This window comes from Streptococcus pluranimalium, assembly GCF_047785705.1.
Lineage (GTDB): Bacteria > Bacillota > Bacilli > Lactobacillales > Streptococcaceae > Streptococcus > Streptococcus pluranimalium_A.
In genome coordinates this window covers 1-21,439 of sequence record NZ_JBLOJV010000002.1, presented here as the reverse complement: position 1 = coordinate 21,439, position 21,439 = coordinate 1, and the positions used below count along the sequence as shown (strand labels likewise).

22 protein-coding genes are annotated in these 21,439 nt (G+C 39.8%); 18 read left to right on the top strand and 4 right to left on the bottom strand.

Going from position 1 to position 21,439, the window contains the following annotated elements:
• Positions 1-32: 32 nt before the first annotated feature.
• The 7 genes from ACMZ6Z_RS00700 to ACMZ6Z_RS00670 all read left to right on the top strand — a co-directional run bounded on the left by ACMZ6Z_RS00700 (position 33) and on the right by ACMZ6Z_RS00670 (position 6,905).
• Entirely contained in the window at positions 33-503 is a 471-nt protein-coding gene (locus ACMZ6Z_RS00700) for a DUF3013 family protein (RefSeq protein ID WP_416130744.1), read from the top strand.
• Entirely contained in the window at positions 445-1,323 is an 879-nt protein-coding gene (locus ACMZ6Z_RS00695) for a hypothetical protein (RefSeq protein WP_416130743.1), read from the top strand. The genes ACMZ6Z_RS00700 and ACMZ6Z_RS00695 overlap by 59 nt, the downstream gene beginning before the upstream one ends.
• Positions 1,324-1,327: 4 nt before the next feature.
• Positions 1,328-1,801 carry a Panacea domain-containing protein gene (locus ACMZ6Z_RS00690; RefSeq protein WP_416130742.1) on the top strand — a complete coding sequence of 158 codons (474 nt, stop codon included), beginning with the start codon at positions 1,328-1,330 and terminating at the stop codon, positions 1,799-1,801.
• A gap of 19 nt (positions 1,802-1,820) precedes the next feature.
• Positions 1,821-2,774, top strand: coding sequence for a 50S ribosomal protein L11 methyltransferase (prmA, locus tag ACMZ6Z_RS00685; protein WP_416130741.1), 954 nt, complete (start codon positions 1,821-1,823; stop codon positions 2,772-2,774).
• Positions 2,775-3,527 carry a 16S rRNA (uracil(1498)-N(3))-methyltransferase gene (locus tag ACMZ6Z_RS00680; protein ID WP_416130740.1) on the top strand — a complete coding sequence of 251 codons (753 nt, stop codon included), beginning with the start codon at positions 2,775-2,777 and terminating at the stop codon, positions 3,525-3,527. It begins immediately after the preceding gene.
• A gap of 255 nt (positions 3,528-3,782) precedes the next feature.
• Positions 3,783-5,972, top strand: a complete 2,190-nt coding sequence (locus ACMZ6Z_RS00675; protein WP_416130739.1) for a PTS transporter subunit IIBC — start codon at positions 3,783-3,785, stop codon at positions 5,970-5,972.
• A gap of 123 nt (positions 5,973-6,095) precedes the next feature.
• Positions 6,096-6,905, top strand: coding sequence for an endonuclease/exonuclease/phosphatase family protein (locus ACMZ6Z_RS00670; RefSeq protein WP_416130738.1), 810 nt, complete (start codon positions 6,096-6,098; stop codon positions 6,903-6,905).
• A gap of 17 nt (positions 6,906-6,922) precedes the next feature.
• On the opposite strand, the gene ACMZ6Z_RS00665 is transcribed toward ACMZ6Z_RS00670, so the two are convergent.
• From ACMZ6Z_RS00665 to nrdI, 4 genes are all read right to left on the bottom strand, one after another.
• On the bottom strand, positions 6,923-7,423 hold the full coding sequence (locus ACMZ6Z_RS00665; protein WP_416130737.1) for a kinase: 501 nt from the start codon (positions 7,421-7,423) through the stop codon (positions 6,923-6,925).
• Positions 7,424-7,429: 6 nt separating this feature from the next.
• Complete coding sequence (locus ACMZ6Z_RS00660; RefSeq protein WP_416130736.1) at positions 7,430-7,933, bottom strand: STM3941 family protein; 504 nt, start codon at positions 7,931-7,933, stop codon at positions 7,430-7,432.
• A 38-nt stretch (positions 7,934-7,971) separates the two neighbouring features.
• Complete coding sequence (locus ACMZ6Z_RS00655; protein WP_416130735.1) at positions 7,972-9,009, bottom strand: M42 family metallopeptidase; 1,038 nt, start codon at positions 9,007-9,009, stop codon at positions 7,972-7,974.
• A gap of 104 nt (positions 9,010-9,113) precedes the next feature.
• Entirely contained in the window at positions 9,114-9,593 is a 480-nt protein-coding gene (nrdI, locus tag ACMZ6Z_RS00650) for a class Ib ribonucleoside-diphosphate reductase assembly flavoprotein NrdI (protein WP_416130734.1), read from the bottom strand.
• Positions 9,594-9,938: 345 nt separating this feature from the next.
• Here nrdI and ACMZ6Z_RS00645 point away from each other — a divergent pair, with 345 nt between their 5' ends.
• From ACMZ6Z_RS00645 to ACMZ6Z_RS00595, 11 genes are all read left to right on the top strand, one after another.
• Positions 9,939-10,808: a helix-turn-helix domain-containing protein gene (locus ACMZ6Z_RS00645; RefSeq protein WP_416130733.1), complete on the top strand. Its 870-nt coding sequence runs from the start codon at positions 9,939-9,941 to the stop codon at positions 10,806-10,808.
• Positions 10,809-11,346: 538 nt separating this feature from the next.
• Complete coding sequence (locus tag ACMZ6Z_RS00640; protein ID WP_416130732.1) at positions 11,347-12,081, top strand: hypothetical protein; 735 nt, start codon at positions 11,347-11,349, stop codon at positions 12,079-12,081.
• Positions 12,074-12,754: an ABC transporter ATP-binding protein gene (locus ACMZ6Z_RS00635; protein WP_416130731.1), complete on the top strand. Its 681-nt coding sequence runs from the start codon at positions 12,074-12,076 to the stop codon at positions 12,752-12,754. The genes ACMZ6Z_RS00640 and ACMZ6Z_RS00635 overlap by 8 nt, the downstream gene beginning before the upstream one ends.
• A complete protein-coding gene (locus tag ACMZ6Z_RS00630) occupies positions 12,751-13,917 on the top strand; it encodes an ABC transporter permease (RefSeq protein ID WP_416130730.1) in 1,167 nt (388 codons plus the stop codon). Before ACMZ6Z_RS00635 ends, ACMZ6Z_RS00630 begins: the two co-directional genes overlap by 4 nt.
• A 4-nt stretch (positions 13,918-13,921) precedes the next feature.
• The gene (locus ACMZ6Z_RS00625) at positions 13,922-14,527 is read left to right on the top strand and encodes a lysostaphin resistance A-like protein (protein WP_416130729.1); all 606 of its coding nucleotides are present in this window, start codon (positions 13,922-13,924) and stop codon (positions 14,525-14,527) included.
• 11 nt (positions 14,528-14,538) lie between these two features.
• Positions 14,539-14,934: a hypothetical protein gene (locus tag ACMZ6Z_RS00620; RefSeq protein WP_416130728.1), complete on the top strand. Its 396-nt coding sequence runs from the start codon at positions 14,539-14,541 to the stop codon at positions 14,932-14,934.
• A 1-nt stretch (position 14,935) separates the two neighbouring features.
• Complete coding sequence (locus ACMZ6Z_RS00615; protein ID WP_416130727.1) at positions 14,936-16,543, top strand: ATP-binding cassette domain-containing protein; 1,608 nt, start codon at positions 14,936-14,938, stop codon at positions 16,541-16,543.
• A gap of 339 nt (positions 16,544-16,882) precedes the next feature.
• A complete protein-coding gene (locus ACMZ6Z_RS00610; RefSeq protein WP_416130726.1) occupies positions 16,883-19,105 on the top strand; it encodes a RelA/SpoT family protein in 2,223 nt (740 codons plus the stop codon).
• A gap of 174 nt (positions 19,106-19,279) precedes the next feature.
• The gene (gene dtd / locus ACMZ6Z_RS00605) at positions 19,280-19,723 is read left to right on the top strand and encodes a D-aminoacyl-tRNA deacylase (RefSeq protein WP_416130725.1); all 444 of its coding nucleotides are present in this window, start codon (positions 19,280-19,282) and stop codon (positions 19,721-19,723) included.
• Between the two features lie 168 nt (positions 19,724-19,891).
• Positions 19,892-20,230 (top strand): hypothetical protein, encoded by a 339-nt coding sequence (locus ACMZ6Z_RS00600; RefSeq protein ID WP_416130724.1) that lies wholly within the window; start codon positions 19,892-19,894, stop codon positions 20,228-20,230.
• Between the two features lie 9 nt (positions 20,231-20,239).
• Positions 20,240-20,884 (top strand): glutamate racemase, encoded by a 645-nt coding sequence (locus tag ACMZ6Z_RS00595; RefSeq protein ID WP_416130723.1) that lies wholly within the window; start codon positions 20,240-20,242, stop codon positions 20,882-20,884.
• The last annotated feature ends 555 nt before the right edge of the window (positions 20,885-21,439 follow it).

Here is a 21,439-nt window from a genome sequence, read left to right as displayed (position 1 = left end):
GGTTTTTAATGCCTTTCTCGAGTGAGGCAGTTATGGCTAAGTTTGGGTTTTTGTCGGTTTTAGAGGAAGCGTTAGAAAAGCATTTGGAGGTGGATTTTGCCATTGACTGGGATAAGAAGAATCACGCGGTTGAGGTGATTGTGGTTTTAGAGGCGCAAAATCAGGCAGAGGTTGAAGTCATTGATGATGCGGCAGAAGTATCTAAAGAAGATATTGTTTTTGAAGATTTTGTCCTCTTTTACAATCCAGCCAAAAGCAAGTTTGATCCAGAAGACTATCTGGTAGCTATTCCCTATGAGCCTAAAAAAGGTTTGTCACGTGAATTTTTGGTTTATTTTGCCAAAACCTTGAATGAGGTGACAGCAGAAGGTCTCAGCGACCTCATGGACTTCCTCCAAGATGATAGCATCCCTGAATTCTCCTTAAAATGGGACCAAGAAACCTTTGAAAAAGGCAGAGCAGACTTGGAAGAAAAAGAATGGCACGGGTATCCGAGGTATTGAGAATATGTTAAAAGAAATGCGAAGTAAATTCAAAGCGACTCTTGTTGAATATTGGAAAACTTCAAAAATAACCATAATAGTAAAGTCGTTATTATATTTATTCGCAACTATCATCCCAGCTTTGTTTATAAAAAATATATGGATAATTCTTTTTTTAGGAGTAATTTGGTCTACGTTAGAGTTGTTTTTAATTTCAATAGAGACTGAAAGTTTTCAAACGAAAATAAAAAAATTAAAAGAAAAAATAAAAGAGCAGAGTGAGCTAGAACGTGAATTAGAAATAGCAGATGAAATAAATGAAAATCATTTAAAATCTTTCCTAATTTTTTTGACAAATGAATTAAAACTGTTACGTTCAGAAAGAATATCCGTTTATTATCGTAATGAAAAAAATTCTGATTTTGAAATTATATCAAGGTATAGTCTGAATCCGAGCTATATCTCAAAAGGTCGTCAGTCATATGAAAAAGATAAAGGTTTTATTGCAAAGTGTTGGGAAGGAGATAGTGAAGATTTTATAAAAATCCTTTCTGAAGTTGGTACAGAAGAATATTATACTGAACAAGATGCGGTGGGATATACACGATCAGAAATTGATGGATTAACAATGAAACCGAGATTGTTTTATGTTTTAAACGTATCAAAGCCTGATTGTCCATCGATTGGAGTAGTGGTCATTGAATCAACGAGCGATAAACTAGATAAGTATAGGCGTGCAGTAGAAGAAGAGAGAATAAGAGAGTTACTTAGGAAAGATATGCTTCGATACATTGGCTTGCTTTATGATTTAATGGATAAAAAAATTGTTAGGAAGAGGTAGAATAATGACACAAAGAGTTGATGATGTTTTAAGATATCTGGTAAAAAACTACCCATACAGCGATGAATTATCAAAAACTAGAACAACAAAAATGGTATATTTAATTGATTGGAAAAGTGCTTTACAAAGAAAATGTCAGATTACTGATATTGAATGGTATTTTGATCATTATGGTCCTTTTGTTTCTGATGTTTTTGATGTTGCCGATGAAGACCCAGAATTAAGTATCGAGCCTACTATTTCAAATTTTGGAACCAGAAAATATTTAGTAAAGTCTAAAAATCCAAAGGAGGAGTTAGTTTTTAACTTATCTGACGAGGAGAGAAGAATAGTTGATTCGGTCATAGATGAAACTAAGGTATTAACATGGAATGATTTCATAGATTTTGTTTATGATACTTATCCCATAAAGTATTCAAAAAGGTATGGTGTTTTAGATTTAGTAGCTCTAGCGCAAGAATCAATGAGTAATGATTGAGAGGATTTTAGAAAACCCTATGAACACTTGGAATGAATTAACGATTACTATTCGCCGTGAGGCTGAGGAGGCGGTGTCTAACCTCCTTATTGAAACGGGGAGTCAGGGGGTTGCGATTAGCGATTCGGCTGATTATATAGGTCAGGAGGACCGCTTCGGCGAGATTTATCCTGAGGTGGAGCAGTCGGATATGATTGCGATTACGGCTTATTATCCTGACACCATGGATATGGCTGCGGTGACTAAAGAACTCAAAACTGGTCTTGATAGACTAGCTGAATCTGGGGTGACACTTGGCGATTACTCGCTTGATTTAAAAGAATTAGCCGAGGAAAACTGGGCTGACAGCTGGAAGAAATACTACGAGCCTGCTCGTATCACCCATTATTTGACCATTGTGCCGTCATGGACGGACTATGAAGCTAGCTCTGGTGAGAAGGTCATTAAGCTGGATCCGGGCATGGCTTTTGGAACGGGAACTCACCCAACGACTAAGATGAGTCTCTTTGCCTTGGAGCAGGTGCTTCGTGGTGGCGAGACGGTGCTGGACGTTGGGACAGGTTCTGGTGTGCTCTCTATCGCTAGTTCGCTTCTTGGTGCCAAGGAGATTTTCGCCTACGATTTGGATGATGTGGCGGTGCGCGTGGCTCAGGAAAATATCGACATGAACCCGAATATGGAAAACATTCATGTGGCAGCGGGTGACCTTTTGAAGGGCGTGGACATCGAGGCAGATGTCATTGTTGCTAACATCTTAGCGGATATTCTCATTCACTTGACGGATGATGCCTATTGCTTGGTTAAGGATGAGGGCTATCTCATCATGTCTGGTATTATCGCTGACAAGTGGGATATGGTTCGCGAAAGTGCTGAGAAAGCTGGCTTCTTCCTTGAGACTCATATGATTCAAGGTGAGTGGAATGCTTGTATTTTCAAGAAAACCGATGATATTTCCGGTGTGATTGGAGGCTAAATGCAGCAGTATTTTATAAAAGGAGCCCCTGAAAACCCTGTTACCATAACTGACAAAGATATCATCAAGCACATGTTTAACGTCATGCGCTTGACAGAGGATGACGAGGTTGTGTTGGTCTTTGATGACGGTATCAAGCGTTTGGCCAAGGTTTTGGATGCTTCGGAACATTCTTTTGAGCTGGTCGAGGAATGGCTTGATGATGTGGAATTACCAGTCCATGTCACCATAGCATCAGGTTTTCCCAAAGGGGATAAGCTTGATTTGGTTACCCAAAAAGCGACGGAATTGGGAGCAAGGAGCATCTGGGCTTTTCCAGCTGACTGGTCCGTGGTCAAATGGGATGGCAAAAAATTAGCTAAAAAAGAAGAAAAATTAGCCAAAATCGCCTTGGGTGCAGCAGAACAATCCAAACGCAATCGTGTGCCAGAAGTTAAGCTTTTTGAGAAAAAAGCTGACTTTCTAGGGCATTTAGTTGACTTTGATAAGATTTTCATCGCCTATGAAGAATCTGCTAAAGAAGGCGAAATGGCTGTCTTGGCGCGTGAGTTAAAGGATATCCAAAAGGGAGCTACGATTCTCTTTGTCTTTGGCCCTGAAGGTGGGATCTCCCCCAAAGAAGTTGAGGCTTTGGAGGCTGCAGGTGCTCTTAAATGTGGCCTTGGTCCCCGAATCATGCGGACTGAGACGGCACCGCTGTATGCCCTGTCAGCAGTCAGTTTTGCGACGGAATTATGCCATCAGCAAATCTAAGGTCAAGCTATTATCCTCTGGAGTATTAGCTGTTTTGATTTTAAAAAACGTCTTTACATTTTGAAAAAAGGTGCTATAATAAAGGTAACAACAGTGCAAACGCTCGCGTCGTTTTGCAACAACTCAAAAACAATCAAAAATCAATCCAGTGATGCTTAAGATATCATTAAATCTTTCTAAAGCCAGTCACCGAAAACTTTTTGATGGTTTAAGAGCATCAAAGGGCATTGGGCCTAAAAAATGAGGAGAACTCACATGAAAGAAAAATGGCAACAGTTTTTCAGCTTTGAATTTTGGCAAAAATTCGGCAAATGTTTAATGGTGGTTATCGCGGTTATGCCAGCAGCTGGTTTGATGGTTAGTATCGGTAATTCTATCGCTCTGATAGATCCTAATTCGCCCCTACTAGCCAACATTGGTAACGTCGTTGCTCAAATTGGCTGGGCCGTTATTGGTAATCTTCATTTGCTCTTTGCTTTGGCTATCGGTGGTAGTTGGGCAAAAGAGCGTGCAGGTGGTGCTTTTGCGGCAGGTCTATCCTTTATCTTGATCAATCGTATCACAGGTGGGCTTTATGGTGTCTCTAGTGCCATGTTAGCAGATCCTAAGGCAACCTTGACCAGTTTCTTAGGGACTAAGATGGTGGTTGCAGACTACTTTACTAGCGTTTTGGAATACCCTGCTCTTAATATGGGAGTATTTGTTGGTATTATCGCTGGTTTTGTTGGTGCAACAGCTTTCAACAAGTATTATAACTATCGTAAACTACCAGACGCTTTGACTTTCTTTAACGGGAAACGCTTCGTGCCTTTCGTGGTCATCTTACGCTCGGCTATTGTAGCGATTATCTTGGCTCTTTTTTGGCCCCTTGTCCAATCAGGTATCAATGGCTTTGGTAAATGGATTGCGTCATCACAAGACACAGCACCTGTGCTGGCTCCCTTCTTGTATGGTACTTTGGAGCGTCTACTCTTGCCATTTGGGCTTCATCACATGTTGACGATCCCAATGAACTATACAGCACTTGGGGGCACCTATGATATCATGACAGGTGCCAGTGCAGGTAGTCAAGTATTCGGACAAGATCCTCTATGGTTAGCATGGGTAACAGACTTGATAAATCTTAAAGGTGCAGGTGATACCGCAGCCTACACGGATTTGATGCAAACGGTAACGCCAGCTCGCTTTAAAGTTGGTCAGATGATTGGGTCAAGTGGTATTTTGATGGGGCTTGCCTTTGCCATGTACCGTAATGTTGATCCAGATAAAAAGTCCAAATACAAGGCTATGTTTCTCTCTGCAGGTGCTGCAGTCTTTCTGACAGGTGTTACAGAGCCATTAGAGTACATGTTTATGTTTGCTGCGATGCCTCTTTATCTAGTTTATGCTCTGCTTCAAGGAGCAGCCTTTGCGATGGCAGATGTGGTTAACCTTCGTGTTCACTCATTTGGAAACATTGAACTCTTGACCCGTACTCCGATGGGTATCAAAGCAGGTCTTGGTATGGATCTAATCAACTTTGTTTGGGTGTCTCTCTTATTTGCAGTGATCATGTACTTTATTGCAGACCTTATGATTAAAAAAATGAATCTAGCGACCGCAGGTCGTAACGGTAACTACGACGCTGATATGCTCGGAGATGCTTCAGAGAAGTCTAGCAAAGGCGAGGTTACAAACGCCGATTCACAAGTGATTGAGATCATCAACCTTCTAGGTGGTAGAGATAATATCGCTGATGTTGATGCCTGTATGACTCGACTACGTGTCAGTGTTAATGACACTCATAAAGTTGGTTCGGAAAAATCTTGGAAGCAAGCAGGTGCGATGGGCTTGATTGTCAAAGGCAATGGGGTTCAAGCGATTTATGGACCTAAAGCTGATGTCCTCAAGTCAGATATTCAAGATTTATTAGAATCAGGTGCAGACATTCCTACGGTTGCAGTTCAGAAAGCTGACGCTACCGTCAAAGCTCGCAGGTCTGCTAAAGGGATTGAGGAAAGTATTGTCACTGTTGCTGATGGGGAAGTGCTTGCCATCACAGAGGTAGCTGATCCCGTCTTTTCGCAAAAAATGATGGGCGACGGTTTTGCTGTCGAGCCAATTAGTGGTAATATCTACTCCCCAGTCGCAGGTGTGGTTACTAGCATCTTCCCAAGCAAACACGCCTTTAGTTTGTTGACGGATACGGGGTTAGAAGTTTTAATTCATGTAGGTCTTGATACGGTTGATCTTAAAGGGCAACCCTTCTCAGCGAAAGTCACTGATGGTCAACGTGTGGCTCAAGGAGACCTTTTGGTGGTAGCTGACCTTGATGCGATTCGTTCGGCAGGTCGTCAAGTGACCACTGTTGTTGCCTTTACCAATACAGCTGAGATTGCGTCAGTGACTGTGGAGAAACTTGGTCATCACTCAGCCAAAGAAGTGGTTGCACGTGTCAATCTCTAAAGGCTTCAGTAGTTAAAGAAAAGAATCTGAGTCGAGTACTCGGGTTCTTTCATTTCGAAGCCCAATGAGCTTTTGGAGATAGTGCTGTGTGTCAGTCTGGATGTGATAGAAAGGATTTTCCAAATGAAATTACTAACCCTAAATACCCACTCCTGGATGGAGGAGGAGATGGAGACGAAGTTTCAGGATTTGGTGACATGGATTGTTGAGGAAGATTATGATTTGATTTGTTTGCAGGAAGTTAATCAGTTGATGGCGTCGATAGAGGTTGAGAAGGCCCTTCGTTATAGTCCTTTGCCGGTCAATCCTGCTGTTTGTGAGGATAACTATGCTCTCAGGCTAGTGGAGGCTTTGGAGGAGCAAGGGAAAAGCTACTATTGGAGTTGGGCTTATAATCATGTGGGTTATGACCGCTTTCATGAGGGTGTCGCTATCCTATCGAAAACGTCGATTGAGGTGGCTGATGTGTTGGCATCTGAGACGACAGACCCTAGTGACTATCATACCCGCCGAGCCCTCTTGGCTCGGACAGTGGTTGAGGGTCAGCCTCTGTCTCTTGTCAGCCTGCATCTCTCTTGGTGGGGAAAAGGTTTTGAGGTTGAGTGGCCACGCTTGGCAAAAGCCTTAGAGACAGAAAAAAATCCCTTGATTGTGATGGGAGATTTTAACAATCCTACAGGCAATCAGGGTTATCAAGAGGTTATCAACAGTTCCTTGAATTTGGTGGATAGTCATGTGGTCGCTGATACGATTTCAGGAGACCATACCATTCAAGCCGATATTGATGGCTGGGAAGGCAACAAACAAGCCCTCAAAGTAGATCATGCTTTTGTGGATAAATCCTTTAAGGTGATATCCTCAAGCCTTGTTTTTGATGGTAACAACAGCCCAATAGTGAGTGATCACTTTGGTTTGGAAATGGAGATTGTATAAAAAAGTCCTGACGGTGGTCAGGACTTTTTGAGGTTTGAGAGGATGCGTTTTTTGGCTTCCTCAAGTGAGATTTTTGAGGTGAGTTGTGTCTCCGGTATGATGGTCAGGTAGTCTTTGTCAAGCCACCATCTTTTAAGCGCTTCTTGACCAAATTCCTTAGCTTTCTCACGCCCAGAATGGCGTTTGATGGTTTCATCAAAGGGGAGATCGTAGTAGTAGGCATAGATATCTTCTAAGCTATAGAGTTCTAATATTTTTTGCCAGACAGGTTGGTACCAATCTGACCGCAAGATACCTTCTAAAATCACTGTGTGACAGTTGTCATAGCCATATTCAAGGAGATTTAACAGAAGTGGGATAGTTGGTGTGTCAAAGCCATCATGAGCATGTAGCATGGTTCGTCTCAGCAAATCCTGCGACAGCAATAGGGTATTTTCGCCCAGTTCTTCTTGAAGAGCGCGGGCTAGACTGGTTTTTCCTGAAGCAGCATTGCCTCGGATAATGATTAATGTGGGCATAGTAGCTTACTTCTTGTAAAAATGACCAAACTTATCTTCAATTTCGTGATAAATAGCTCTCGGATTTTTTCCTGTTGTATTAAGGGTGATGTTAATCAGTGGATAACCCATTTTGAGATTCGCTTTGGTAGCATTACGTTGCAAGACGCTCATTTTAGCAAGGTAAGCTTCCTGATCTTTAACACTGACACTAATGAAAGTCTGATTGAGCATATGGCGAAGTTGGACATTTTCAATATCTTTCCAGGGAACAAAACCAAGAGCCAATGCGGAAGAATGATCTGTAATTCCTTGCTCATCAACAATGAGCAGAGAATAACTGGTAAAAATTCTCTTGATAAGAATGATAAAGACCCATCCAAAGAAGGCAATCGATAAGAGTCCTATTAAGATGGCAAAAAGATCGGATGAGAATAAAAAGAGAAGTCCGAAGATGACAAACATAAGTGCTCCAAGAGCATAGATCATATTTCCGAGTTTTTTACTTGGGATAACAATTGGTTCAATCATAGTTTTCTCCATTTTTGGAATCTGAATAGTTAAGACAATCAGTCAATCATTTCACTCTTAAGGTAAGCGTCAACCAAGCGTTCGGTGGCTTCTACCGAGTCGGTATGGGTACGTTCGTAGGAGTGGCTAGACTCGATACCAGCCCCAAGGAGAGCGTGTCTGACTTCGGCGCCAGCACTAAGGGCAGCAGAAGCATCGCTACCGTAGTAAGGGTAGATGTCTAGCTTGTAGGGAATATTTTGCGCTTCACAAAGAGACACCATGTGCTGACGGAGTTCATAGTGATACGGTCCAGAAGCGTCCTTGACACAGATGGAAACTGTGTATTCGTCTGTGGCTTGATCATCTCCCATGGCGCCCATATCGACTGCCAGGTATTCGACCGTTTGACTTGGGAGACTTGAGTTGGCACCGTGACCGACTTCTTCGAATGCTGAGAAGTAGAAGTGGCTTGTGTATGGGAGTTCAGTTCCTTCTTCCTTGTAGGTTTTTAGGAGTTTTAGGAGAATAGCTGCGCTGACCTTGTCATCTAGGTGACGGGATTTGATAAAGCCATTTGGTGTTACGACAACACGTGGGTCAAAGGAAATGAAATCGCCAACTTCAATTCCTAGGGCGTGTGTTTCCTCTGCAGTAGTCATTTTTTCATCCAAACGAACTTCCATATTAGCCTGGTTACGTTCGGCTGATCCGGCGTCTTTATAGACATGGACAGAAGTTTGGTGCATGAGGATGGTACCAGAGATTTCCTTGCCATTTTTAGCGACATGAACCGTACAGTTTTCGCCTTCGATAGCATTGTAAACAAAGCCGCCAACCAAGTCCATCTTGAGACGACCATCGGGCTTAATAGCGCGCACCATGGCACCAAGAGTGTCCAGATGAGCAGTTACGACACGGTGTTTGTCATTGTCTTTTCCTTCGACAGAAACCATCACCCCACCCTTGTGCGTGCGAACAGGCTCATAGCCAAAGCTTTGCAATTCTGAAACGAGGTAATTCATAATCGTTTTGGTAAACCCAGTTGGTGATGGGATGTTGGTTAAGGTAGTGATATAATCGATAGTTGTTTTCATGTGGACTCCTTTTAAGTTAGTATTATAGTTATTTGAATTAAGATCAGGACATCGATGAATCATTTTGATAAACGCTAATAATGTTAGCTATTCTATACTTTGTCCTAATCTATTTTCAATCCACTATAGTATGTGCTAAAAGCTTTCCAAGCTTCAATCACAATTGGCGCAATCCGCTCGATATCAGCTGAGGTGCCTCTGAGTTCAAAGTCAGCTAGCATGGGAAAGTCAAATTGCTTGGCATATTGCTTGGCTGATAGGCAATACTGGTTATTGAAGTTACGATTGCCAGATCCGATGATACCAAAACAGTTTTTATAATTGTCGTGAGCTGCGATGAATTGACGCAAAGGGGTTGTCAACATCTCGGTATCACCCTTATCAAGGCCATTGCCCCCTTCAAGATAGGTTGGTAAGAGAGCTAAAAACTCTTCTTCGATTGGGAAAGTTTCATGCTTGAGGTCTTTAATATTAATCAATTTGGATTCAATGTCGTGCGTTTCTTTGAGAAATGTGGCAAAGCGCGTGACAAAGCTATGGGTATTGCCACTGAGACTGATGTAAACAAGGGTTAGTGATGTCATAAGACCTCCGTATCAAAAAGATAATGCTTCTAGCTTTTATTATAGCATAATGATTGAGGTAATTTTAAGGCAATAAGTTATAGTGATGAAAGCCACTAAATGTGTGAAGTTAGGCATCTGGTCTACTTTTGTTTCATAATTGTCACTTGTCAATTGGGATTTATGGAAATGAGGTAGGTGAAACAATGTGAGCAAGCCATTTTTTGGCAACCAAAATGATTTAAGGATATTAAAACATTCTGAGCAATTTGTCATAGATACGATGTGTTGTTAACTGTTGTAGCTCTTCTATTTTGCTTGTTTTCGTGGTAAACTAGTAGGAGGAACATGTCTAAGGAGGTCAGTATGGAATTTAATGACAAGCAGGAACTGGGAGAGCTTTTTAAAGAAATGCGCCTCGCACGTGGATTAAAACTGAAAGATATTGCTTCTGATAATCTAACAGTATCACAATTATCTAAATTTGAAAATGGTTATAATATGCTTTCCGCTGATAGATTGTTAAAGGCGATAGAAGGTCTTCACATGAGTTTTGCAGAATTTGGAATGGCTATGAATCACTATGACGTAGATGATTTAACAAAGCTAAGTTATCGGATTTCTCAATCTCGTCAAAGAAATGATGTAGCAGGATTGCAAGAGTTATTAAAAGAGTATTCAGAACCACAAAACTTACCGATGTATCAATTTTTGGAATATGTATTAATTCAAAACAATCTTCAAAGTCTAGGTGGAGAATATCAAATAACGAAGGAGGAAATTGATAGAGTAACTCAATATTTTTATAATGTAGAGATATGGACAGGTTATGATCTTTTCATATTTGGTAATACGATGGATCTTTATAGCACAGATGATTTAATATTTATAGCAAAGTCTTTGTGGCAAGATAGTCAAAAATTTATTAATTTATCTAATTATAGGGTTGGGATAAAAGGTTTCTTAGTTAATATTATAGCTGTTTTTATTGAACGAAATGAGAATTACTATGCCCAATATTACTTGGAGAGATTATCGAGTATGCTTCACTATCAAGATGTTTTAGAAAAGATATTCATAGAATTTTATAACCGATTTTTACAATGTAAAGCTAATCACTTTGCGAGTGATCAAGACATGCTTAATTTTTTTACATCTCTTGAATTATTGGGAGCCAAAGATTTTGCTCAGTCATTAAGTCACCAGTATATTCTTTTAAAAAATCACTGCTCATAAAAATTAAGATATTGGAACAATAGTATCTTGACCATATAGAAAAAAGCAACGGTTTTGCCGTTGCTTATTTGAGTTCAAAAAGACCAAATGAAAAAAATATTAAGTAACATCAGTTTCATCAATAATCTCCTCCTTTATAATAAATAATTTACTACATTTTAAGAGGATAAATCACTTTTATCGGATAAGAAATTAAAAAGAATAAAATTTTCTTATTCGATAATAATTAATTTTGAGATTATTATTTGCTATACTAATTTTACAAGTACTTGTAAAAAAATAAATATTTAGGAGATAAATGATGTTTAAATTTGATATAACAAAATTGTTAGGAACAATTACAGTTGGTGTTGGATTTTTAAGTGTTTCTTTCCCTCAATACATTAAAGAATTGAAGCGCACTATTTAAATGGATTAAACGTTTTATTTTAGTTTGTCAAACGATTAACCAATAATAAATTTATTTTTGGTAAGTCTGAATGACTGATGTTATATCAGCTATTCAGGCTTTTTTAAAATGATAGAAAGTCTTATGGATATGAAACAAAAACTCTTGATAATATTAGGGTTACTCCCATTTGTAGGTCTTCTCTTTTTTTTACAAAATCAGCAAAGTCAATCATCACCAGAAGTCTCAAAAGAGAAAAAAGCTTCAGTCTATAAAGTGGTTAAGCAAGATGACCTGCTCTTGATGGGTGATGTTCAATCAGATAATATTACTGTTTTAGACAATATCGCTACTGATCAGTTATTGATAAAAAATGGAGAGCCCGTTGCTAAAAATCAGAAAATCTCCAAAAATGGTTATGAAGCACCTGTGGCAGGAATGTTTAGTATTGGAGAGGATGGTACTCTATCAATAATAAGCCAACGGCTATATGTGGCATCAAGTGTTTCGGAGCTAGATCGTGAGCTAATTTCAGAGGAGCAGGCATTACAAGCCAAAGTTTTAGAAACTGGAAAAATCGTTGAAGCAAAAATCAGTTGGATCAATCGCCAACCAACCATAACCGAAAAAACATTGTCGTATTATGCTTTTAAAGCCGAAGTAGCTGATTTAAGGATAGGTCAGCATGTCCTCTTAACTGTTCCTTATAAAACAGTTGTTATTCCAGAACAATATCTTAAAGATAATCAGCTTTTGGTAACGTTACCAGAAGAAAAAGGTTGGCGATCTTTACCAATTGACCTATTTAACAAAGGTGGTGTTTTATACGCCAATTTATCAGATATACCAATTGGGACAATGTTAAAGGAGCAAATAAATGATTAAGTTAGTCAATGTTTCTAAGGCTATCTCACTCAATCCCTCCAAAGAGCAGTTTATTTTAAAAAATATTAATCTGAGAATACAAAAAGGAGAGTTTTTAGCGATAGTTGGACCATCTGGATCAGGAAAGTCAAGTCTCATTAATATTATAGGATTACTTGATGATGATTATAGTGGAGATTATTTTTTAGATAGCCAGTTATTACCAGAGTTTTCTGATAAAGAAATTTCCTTGATGAGAAATGAAAAGATAGGCTTTGTCTTTCAAAATTTTAAGCTATTACCCGAATATACCGTCAAAGAAAATATTAGTCTACCTCTACTATATGGGAAATCATTAAAGCTTACTGATGATGATTTAAAATATTTGCTTGATAAGGTGGGATTGTCTCATAAAATGAACCAATATCCCAATACACTTTCAGGCGGACAACAACAGCGTATTGCAATTGCGAGAGCTTTGGTAAATAATCCCGATATTATCATTGCAGATGAACCAACGGGAGCATTAGATACGGAAATGTCTGAGAAAATACTGGCCATTCTTTCTGATATACATCAACAAGGGAAAACAGTTATCATGGTAACACATTCGAAGGAAGCTTCTAAAATGGCAGATCGGATTATTCAAATTGTTGATGGCCAAATAAATGATAAGAACGAGGGTAGTGAATGAAATATTGGTTCTTTTTTCAAAATATGCTCAAACCAATTAGAGCTAATATCAGACAAACAATTCTCACAGTTGGTTCTCTTATTGTTGGTGTCGTCAGTGTATTAATTGTTCTTGGTTTAGGAAATGGTGTTAGAGAATCCGTCTCAGAACAAATGCTACGCATCACAGGAGGTCAAAATACTTTTACTGTTAATCTATCTAAAGCTCCTGAAAGTGTAGGATTTACTGAAAATGATGCTTCACGTTTAATGAGCTTAAAAATGATTGACAAGGTAGTCTTAAACTACGATTCGTCACTAAGCACTATATCCGTTACAAATGTATCTCAATCTAATCAACAACCGAGCCTCATGACCTATGGAAGAGCGACAAAGAATGAAGTTGATGAGATCGAGGGCTTAGTTACCTTAGAAGGGTTAGACGTGTTAGCTGTTAAACAAGGGGTAGCTATATCTAAAGTAGCTTCTAAAAAACTGTTTCCCAACCTCTCCTCACCTTTAGGTCAGCTTATCAGTCTCAATAATCGTATTGTAACTATCGAAAGTCTTTATAAAGGGCCGCAAGAGGCTCCAGATTTTCTGCTGAGTTCTTCTGAATTTCTGAGAATAGGTACCTATTTGCCAACGTTTAATCAATTAAAAATATCTTTTAGAGGAAGTAAGAAACAAGTGGAAAATGAGGTTATTACTTATCTGAAAACCTACTCAGAACAAGGGAATCTGGGTGAACTATCTATTGTTGACTTTAGACCAGTTGTTAACCAGATTAAGAAAAATGCGTCTTTAGCAACAAATTTAATAGCTAGCGTTGCAGGTATTTCTTTAGTTGTAGCTGGGTTTGGAATCATGAGCACAACTTATTCTTCCATTGCCAGTCGAAAAAATGAAATTGGTTTAAGGCGAGCATTTGGAGCAACCAGACAAAATATTCGAAATCAATTTATTTTGGAGTCAGTTTTGATGGCTTGCTTTGCTTCTTTACTGTCCATTTTATTTGTTCTTGCTTTAAGCGCACTTTTGGGAGATCGCATGGGTGTTCGGCTCATAATAACCAATTGGAATATAGTTGTTGCTATTGCTTTGCCGATGTTAATTTCATTGCTATTTGCTTTTATTCCAGCAGTGTCGGCATCAAGAACTAATGTTTTACTTTTATTGAGGTGATTTTATGAGTACGAAAATACTAAAAGACGTTGCTATTGCGATTAGTTTAGTGGTGGGGACTCTTTTTATAACAGGAGTGGCGACCATTTCTTTGATGCTCTTTTTACCTCATAATCATCAAGATTGGTTTTATTTAGGGACACGCATTGCCTTGCTTGTCTCTGTAATGATAATAGCTTATATTTATCATCTTATCTTTGGAATCAATTACCGATTAACTATTGAAAGAACAAAAAAAATATTGTTTTTTAAGCTTCTTAGTTTTACCATTATGCTTATAACGACAGTTGTTGTTCTTAAAGATTGGTCATTGAATGAGATTGGTTTATTATTGCTATCATTTTTCATATCAGCTGTTGCAGAGGAACTGTTGTTTAGGGGACTTGTTGAGTATCAGTTAAAAAAAGACTTTCAGCTGGTTTTTGTTATTTTTGTTCAAGCTATTCTATTTGCTTTTTTGGGGCATCAAGGCTTTGATTGGTATAGTAATTTGATTGTTCGATTGCCTTTAGGGATTGCTTTATCAGTGCTACGGCATTGGACAGATAGTTATTCAATGGCAATGGCGGTACATTATGCTTATAATGCTAGTGTTTCTCTAATATTTTAAGGAGTTTATTTATGATGAAAAAAGTTGATTATATGTTATTGATTGTTTTGATAGTAGAGATGTTCGTCGCTTTTATTTTTAAAACTAAGGTGAGTATACCCTTATTGGTCATATTGACTACAGTCATTCCAATGCTTTTGTTAGCAGTTTTATTTGGGCGTCTAATCTATCATTACCATCAGAAAATATCGTTCTTCTATAGTATTGTTGCATCTCTTGTTGCGACTCTTATTATTTTTTTCTATGGTCTCTTGTTTCCATGGCAGGCCTTATTGTCTGGAGCAGGTGCTCAGATTAGTTATACACCAGGCATAGGTAATGTCATTTCAACTTTTTTGACTGAGATGGCACTTATTTCCGTAGTAACACTGATTACAAAAACGCTAGTGAAACGAAATAATACTTAACATGATTGCTATTTTTCGATACTGTACCAATAAATTGTGTTACGGAATAGGTGTATTATTACTAATTGTTGCAGCTGGCTTAGGTTTACTTATTCCTCTGCAAATTAAAATTGTCTTTAATGAGATGGCATCGAATCATTTGATGCTGAGTCGTCTTCTACCCTTAATAGGCTTATTTGTCCTCAATATATTATTGACAACCATTGGAAATTATATACTAGGTTTTATAGGTGAACAAACTGTCTGTAGGATAAGAAATTGTCTTATTAATAATCTTTCTCACTTAGAGCTAATGATATCTGGAGGTGGTGAAGATGAGGAGATAGCTAATCATATCACTAACGATACTGAAATTATTAGTGATGTCTTAACAACTACCCTACCAACGTTGGTAACAGGAACGTTAACTTGGCTAGGATCTATTATCATGTTATTTGCTATTCAAGCCTACTTGACTTCATTTATTCTAGTTTGCTCTTTATTTCTTTTTCTTATCATAAGATATGTAGGTATCCGACTCAAAACTATTTCAGAAAAATTTAGATCACAGTTGGCTGTTCTTAATGCTAGTTTGGTACAATTAACAAAATTTTCATTAGATATAAAGATTAATGATTCAGGCGAGTGGTTTATCCATCGAACTTTAGATAAAAATCAGGAACTTTATCGCTTATCGCTAAAGGGATTGAAATATCGTATGATTTTAATTCCAATAATTAATATGGTTTTGTTGATTATGATGATTACTATTATTGGGCTTGGAATTTATAGCATAAAAAAGGAGTTGATAACGATTGGGGCTCTAGTATCATTTATGATTTATCTATATCAGTTACTACCAGTTACTTTGAATTTAGCCACAACGCTAACTAATTTTTCGGGTCAACAAGGAGCACTATCATTTGTTTTCAATAAACTTGAACAAAACAACTTGTCTAAAACGATGCGTTCAACAAAAAGCTCAACCTTGTTGTCGCCAACTGCGATATTTGGTGAAAACTTAGCTCTAACGATAGAGAATAAAGATATCTATCGTAACATTAGCTTTACTGCTAAACAAGGTCAGGTATTAGTTATCACAGGTCCTAGTGGATCTGGCAAAAGTAGTTTACTGAGACAACTTCTCGGCTTTTATCCACTTACTGATGGTGTTTTAAGGTTCGACAATCAAAATGTAGCATTAATGCCTTATCAAGAGCGGCTAGATCAGATTTCTTTTTTAGGACAACAAAGTTTTATTTTCAATGGAGAGACTTTATGGGATAACTTAACCTTGGGAGATAACTTTTCTCTTGAGGAGATTACCCATTATTTAAAAGAATTTCAGTTATGGGATGAACTAGGATGTGAAGAAGGGCTGGATCAATTGAAATTGGATTCAGAGTGTTTATCAGGAGGTCAAATTCAACGCCTTTCGTTAATCAGAATCCTTTTAAGAGATAGGAAGATAATCATATTAGATGAAGTCACCTCGGCTCTTGATGCCAAAAATGAAGAGCGCGTCATTGATATACTGAATGCTATAAAAGATAGGCATATCATTATACAAGTTTCACATCGAGAGCAAATCATAGCCCAGGCAGACAGTCTCATCACATTAGGTGGTTAAATATACGGTAGAATTAGTATCTATTTAAGTAGATAGTATTGAAAAGTTACTTGGTTTATTTTCTCAATTAAAAAAGGTTAGGCAAAAGTTATATAATATGAAAAAGGTATATAAAAGTGTTAATTGTATACCTTTTTAGATTATCCATTTTTTTAAAAAAGGGCTTCTTTGAGATAACTGACAAAGCTATGGGTATTGCCACCACGCCAAAGCACAAAAAGACTAAGAGAAGGTTTTCATGCGTTTGGCGTGTGTCTATGAGATGGTGCATTCCTTTTTCTAAAGAATCGTGTTAAAATAGTGAGACGATAAGAGTTTAAGATTTGGCAGGTAGAAAAGATGGCAAAGATAGTTGATTTAACGGGGCAAGAGGTTGTTGCACTGGCAGCGGCATACATGACCAAGGAGGATCTTGCATTAGTTAAGAAGGGGCTGGAGTGTGCTGAAAAAGCGCATGAGGAGCAGTATCGTAAGTCTGGTGAGCCTTATATCATTCATCCTATTCAGGTGGCAGGGATTTTGGCAGGCCTTCATTTGGATGCTGTGACGGTGGCTTGTGGTTTTTTGCATGACGTTGTGGAAGACACTAACTTTACCTTGGGAGATATTGAGGAACTCTTTGACAAGGATGTCCGCAATATCATTGATGGGGTAACCAAGCTCGGCAAGGTCGAATACAAGTCTCATGCAGAGCAGCTGGCTGAAAATCATCGTAAGATGCTGATGGCTATGTCCAAAGACATTAGGGTAATCTTGGTTAAGTTGGCAGATCGCCTGCACAACATGCGTACCCTAAAGCACCTCAAGAAAGAAAAACAAGAACGTATTTCCCGTGAGACCATGGAAATTTACGCCCCGCTGGCTCATCGTCTAGGAATCAGCCGCATCAAGTGGGAGCTGGAGGACCTTTCATTTCGTTACCTCAACGAAGTTGAATTTTATAAAATTTCCCACATGATGACAGAAAAACGTCGTGAGCGTGAGGAACTTGTGGATGATATTGTCCATAATATCAAGTCAACAACGGAGCAGGAGGGCGTTTTTGGCGATGTCTATGGGCGCCCCAAGCATATCTACTCCATCTATCGCAAGATGCACGACAAGAAGAAGCGTTTTGATCAAATCTATGATTTAATTGCGATTCGCTGTGTCATGGAGACACAAAGTGATGTCTATGCCATGCTGGGCTATATTCACGAGTTATGGCGTCCGATGCCAGGGCGTTTTAAGGATTATATCGCCAATCCTAAGGCCAATGGCTACCAGTCCATCCACACAACGGTCTATGGACCAAAAGGGCCTATCGAAATCCAAATCCGTACCAAGGAGATGCACCAAGTGGCAGAGTTTGGGGTCGCTGCTCACTGGGCTTATAAAAAAGGCATTACTGCCAAAGTTGATCAGAAAGAGTCAGCACTTGGTTTGAATTGGATAAAAGATCTAGTAGAGCTTCAAGATGCTTCAAATGGTGATGCGGTTGACTTTGTGGATTCGGTTAAAGAGGACATCTTCTCGGAGCGTATCTATGTCTTTACACCGACAGGAGCTGTGCAGGAGTTGCCCAAAGACTCAGGGCCGATTGACTTTGCCTATGCGATTCATACCCAGGTTGGTGAGAGAGCTACAGGTGCCAAGGTAAATGGTCGAATGGTGCCTCTAACCTCCAAGTTAAAAACAGGTGATGTGGTCGAAATTGTCACCAATGCTAACTCTTTTGGACCTAGCCGTGACTGGATTAAGATGGTGAAAACCACCAAGGCACGTAATAGGATTCGCCAATTTTTCAAAAATCAAGACAAGGAAATGTCCATCAATAAAGGACGTGACTTGCTGGTTACTTATTTCCAAGAGCAGGGCTATGTGGCCAATAAGTATCTTGAGAAAAAGCGTATTGATGCCATTTTGCCAAGGCTTAGTGTCAAAAGTGAAGAAGGCCTCTATGCTGCGGTGGGCTTTGGGGATATTAGCCCCGTTAGTGTGTTTAACAAACTAACGGAAAAAGAGCGTCGTGAGGAAGAGCGAGCGCGTGTCAAAGCTGAAGCCGAGGAGCTGATGAAGGGTGGCGAAGTTAAGACCGAAAAGAAAGATGTGATCAAGGTTAAAAGTGACGAAAATGGCGTCATTATCCAAGGGGCATCAGGTCTTTTGATGCGGATTGCCAAATGCTGTAATCCCGTGCCAGGTGATGCGATTGAAGGTTATATCACCAAGGGGCGTGGTGTTGCCATTCACCGTCAGGACTGCCACAATATCAAGAGTCAAGACGGCTACGAACAGCGTTTGATTGAGGTTGATTGGGATGATGCCACGTCGCACAAAGAGTACCAAGCTGAGATTGATATTTATGGGCTCAACCGCCCAGGGATTCTTAATGATGTGATTCAGATTATCTCTAATGTCACCAAAAACATCTCATCCTTTCATGGACAGCCGAGTAAAGACATGAAGTTTGCCAATATCCACGTCACCTTTGGCATCCCAAATGTTGCTGAATTGACTGCAGTAGTGGATAAGATTAAGATTATTCCAGATGTTTATTCTGTTAAGCGTACCAACGGCTAAATGATGTTGAGATAGGATTGGAAGGTTACAGATAGCGTACAGACTCTTAGTCAATGCGCTTCTCTGCTCAATCAGCAGATTTTTTGCTAGACCTTTCATCTCACCCGACTGACGCCCTTGTCTCCTTTGTTTAGTTTGTTGCTTGTCATCACTGTTTAGAAAGGCGGTACTTTTATGAAAATCATTATCCAAAGAGTGTCACAGGCTTCTGTGACTGTCAATGAAGAGGTTGTTGGTCAGATTAAGCGAGGCTTGTTGCTTTTAGTTGGTGTTGGCCCTGAGGATGGTCACGAGGATATCGCCTATGCGGTACGAAAGATTGTCGCTATGCGCCTCTTTTCTGACAGTGATGGCAAGATGAATCTTTCGGTGCAGGATATCAAGGGCAGCATCCTCTCGGTTTCCCAGTTTACGCTTTATGCCGATACCAAAAAGGGTAATCGCCCGGCCTTCACAGGTGCTGCCAAGCCTGATGTGGCACGTGCGATTTATGACCAGTTTAATCAGGCCTTAGCTGCTCATGTACCCGTTGAAAAGGGCATCTTTGGTGCAGATATGAGCCTGGCTTTAATCAATGATGGTCCAGTCACCATTAGCCTCGACACCAAAAGAAGATGACCCTAGGGTCAAGTCATTCCTTGCTTTTGTCTCGATGGGGAAAACATGGTATGATAGGAGTGTGACATGGCAGGAGCTTAGCGCTCATTACCATTCGTTTAGAACCTGTATTGAAGTGAAGTGCCAAATGGTGAATAAAGGTTCTTAGATAGGAGATAGGTAGGTTTTATGAAAGTAGTTGTTTTAGTGGTTTTAGGCCTGTATTTGGCAGTTGTTGCCTTTGCTGCTGTGCTGGGTAGCTTGGGTGCCAAGATTATCACCAAGCGTAACATGTGGTTAACGCTTTTTAGTGTCTTGGTCAGTATTGCTTTTACCTATATTTACCTAGGTCAGGGAAATTCAAGTGCTATCTATGGGATCGCTGGTGGTCTTTTTGGTATATCTGCTATCGCGATTAGTAACGCGACTCAGATGGCTCAAAAACCCAATCCTCTGCACCATCTGGTTCGTATGGGGATCAATCTTGTTTTTCTAGTCTTGCTATATTGGGTTTTCACCCATAGATAGGAGAATGCCATGCTTGCTGTCATTGCAGGGACACCTGTTGATACAGCTTTTGGTCTTGCCTTAGCCAAAAGCACTCGCCAAGAGATACTGGGCATAGCCATTTCCCAAACACCCCAAGAACAGACCGCCTTTCAGGTCTTAAAAGAAGCCGACAAAAATGCCCACATGACAGCGGTTTTAAAGGATTGCCAAGCAAAAGGAGTGACTCAGGTCTTGGTCTACTGCAACTCTCTAAGCAGTTCGGTGGATTTTGACCAGCTGTCTAGGGACTTGTCTTTGGACATCCTAACCCCCTTGCATTTTTACCGTGACCTTGCCATGTCTTATCAGACTATGGGGCTTCTCGCAGCCAATGCTCAAGGCAGTGCAGGGATTGAGCGTGCCATCACTTTGACCAATCCCCAGAGTAGAGTTCATGCCATCTCTAGCCTTGACTGGGTGGAAGCAATCGAGCAGGAAATCCCAGCTCAAGAAATGGTAGACCAGATGGGTTTGAAGGAAACGATCAGGTTGTTTGAGACCTTAAAGGTTGAGGCCATTGTCTTTGGTTGCACCCATTTTCCGTACTTTTTAGCAGCCTATCAAGAAGAAACACACTTACCCTGTGTGAGTGCGGATGCTTATTTTGTAGAGAAGCTGAGCCAGCAAAGATAGTGCTAAGGATATCAAGCGAAACACTTTTGAGGCTGGACAAAAACTCAATATTAGCCTTTCTCTTAAAAATGGAACAATAAAAACTGGCTTAGAATCCCCCTTTCTTGAGGACCTTACGCTAAGCCAGTTACTCTTTTTAAGACTTTTTCCAAGCCCCTCTTGGATCGGATAAATGTGATATAGTCAAATGAATGAACCTTCAGACAAAAAGCTGAGACGTAGGAAACTCACATAGGGTAATGAACGATTTGAAGTTGGAGCGAAGACAAGCAAATCTTGTCGCCTAGCCTACAGCAAGTTGAAAGGGCAAAGCCTCGTGAGAAGGTTTTGAGGTCTGAGCCTCAAAATCAAAAAACGAAGCGTATCAAAGTGAATTCAAAAGACGATATTAGCCAGCCGCTCCTGCTGTCGCGCCCTCATAGCCTCAATCGCCAGCCCCGCTGGCGATTTTTTGCTAGCCTTCTCTCCCTCCACCAAAAGGTCAGATATAGTCAGTAAAAACCTCTAAAACCCCGTCAAATCAAGCATAATACTTGACAAAATGGGGGGGGGGGG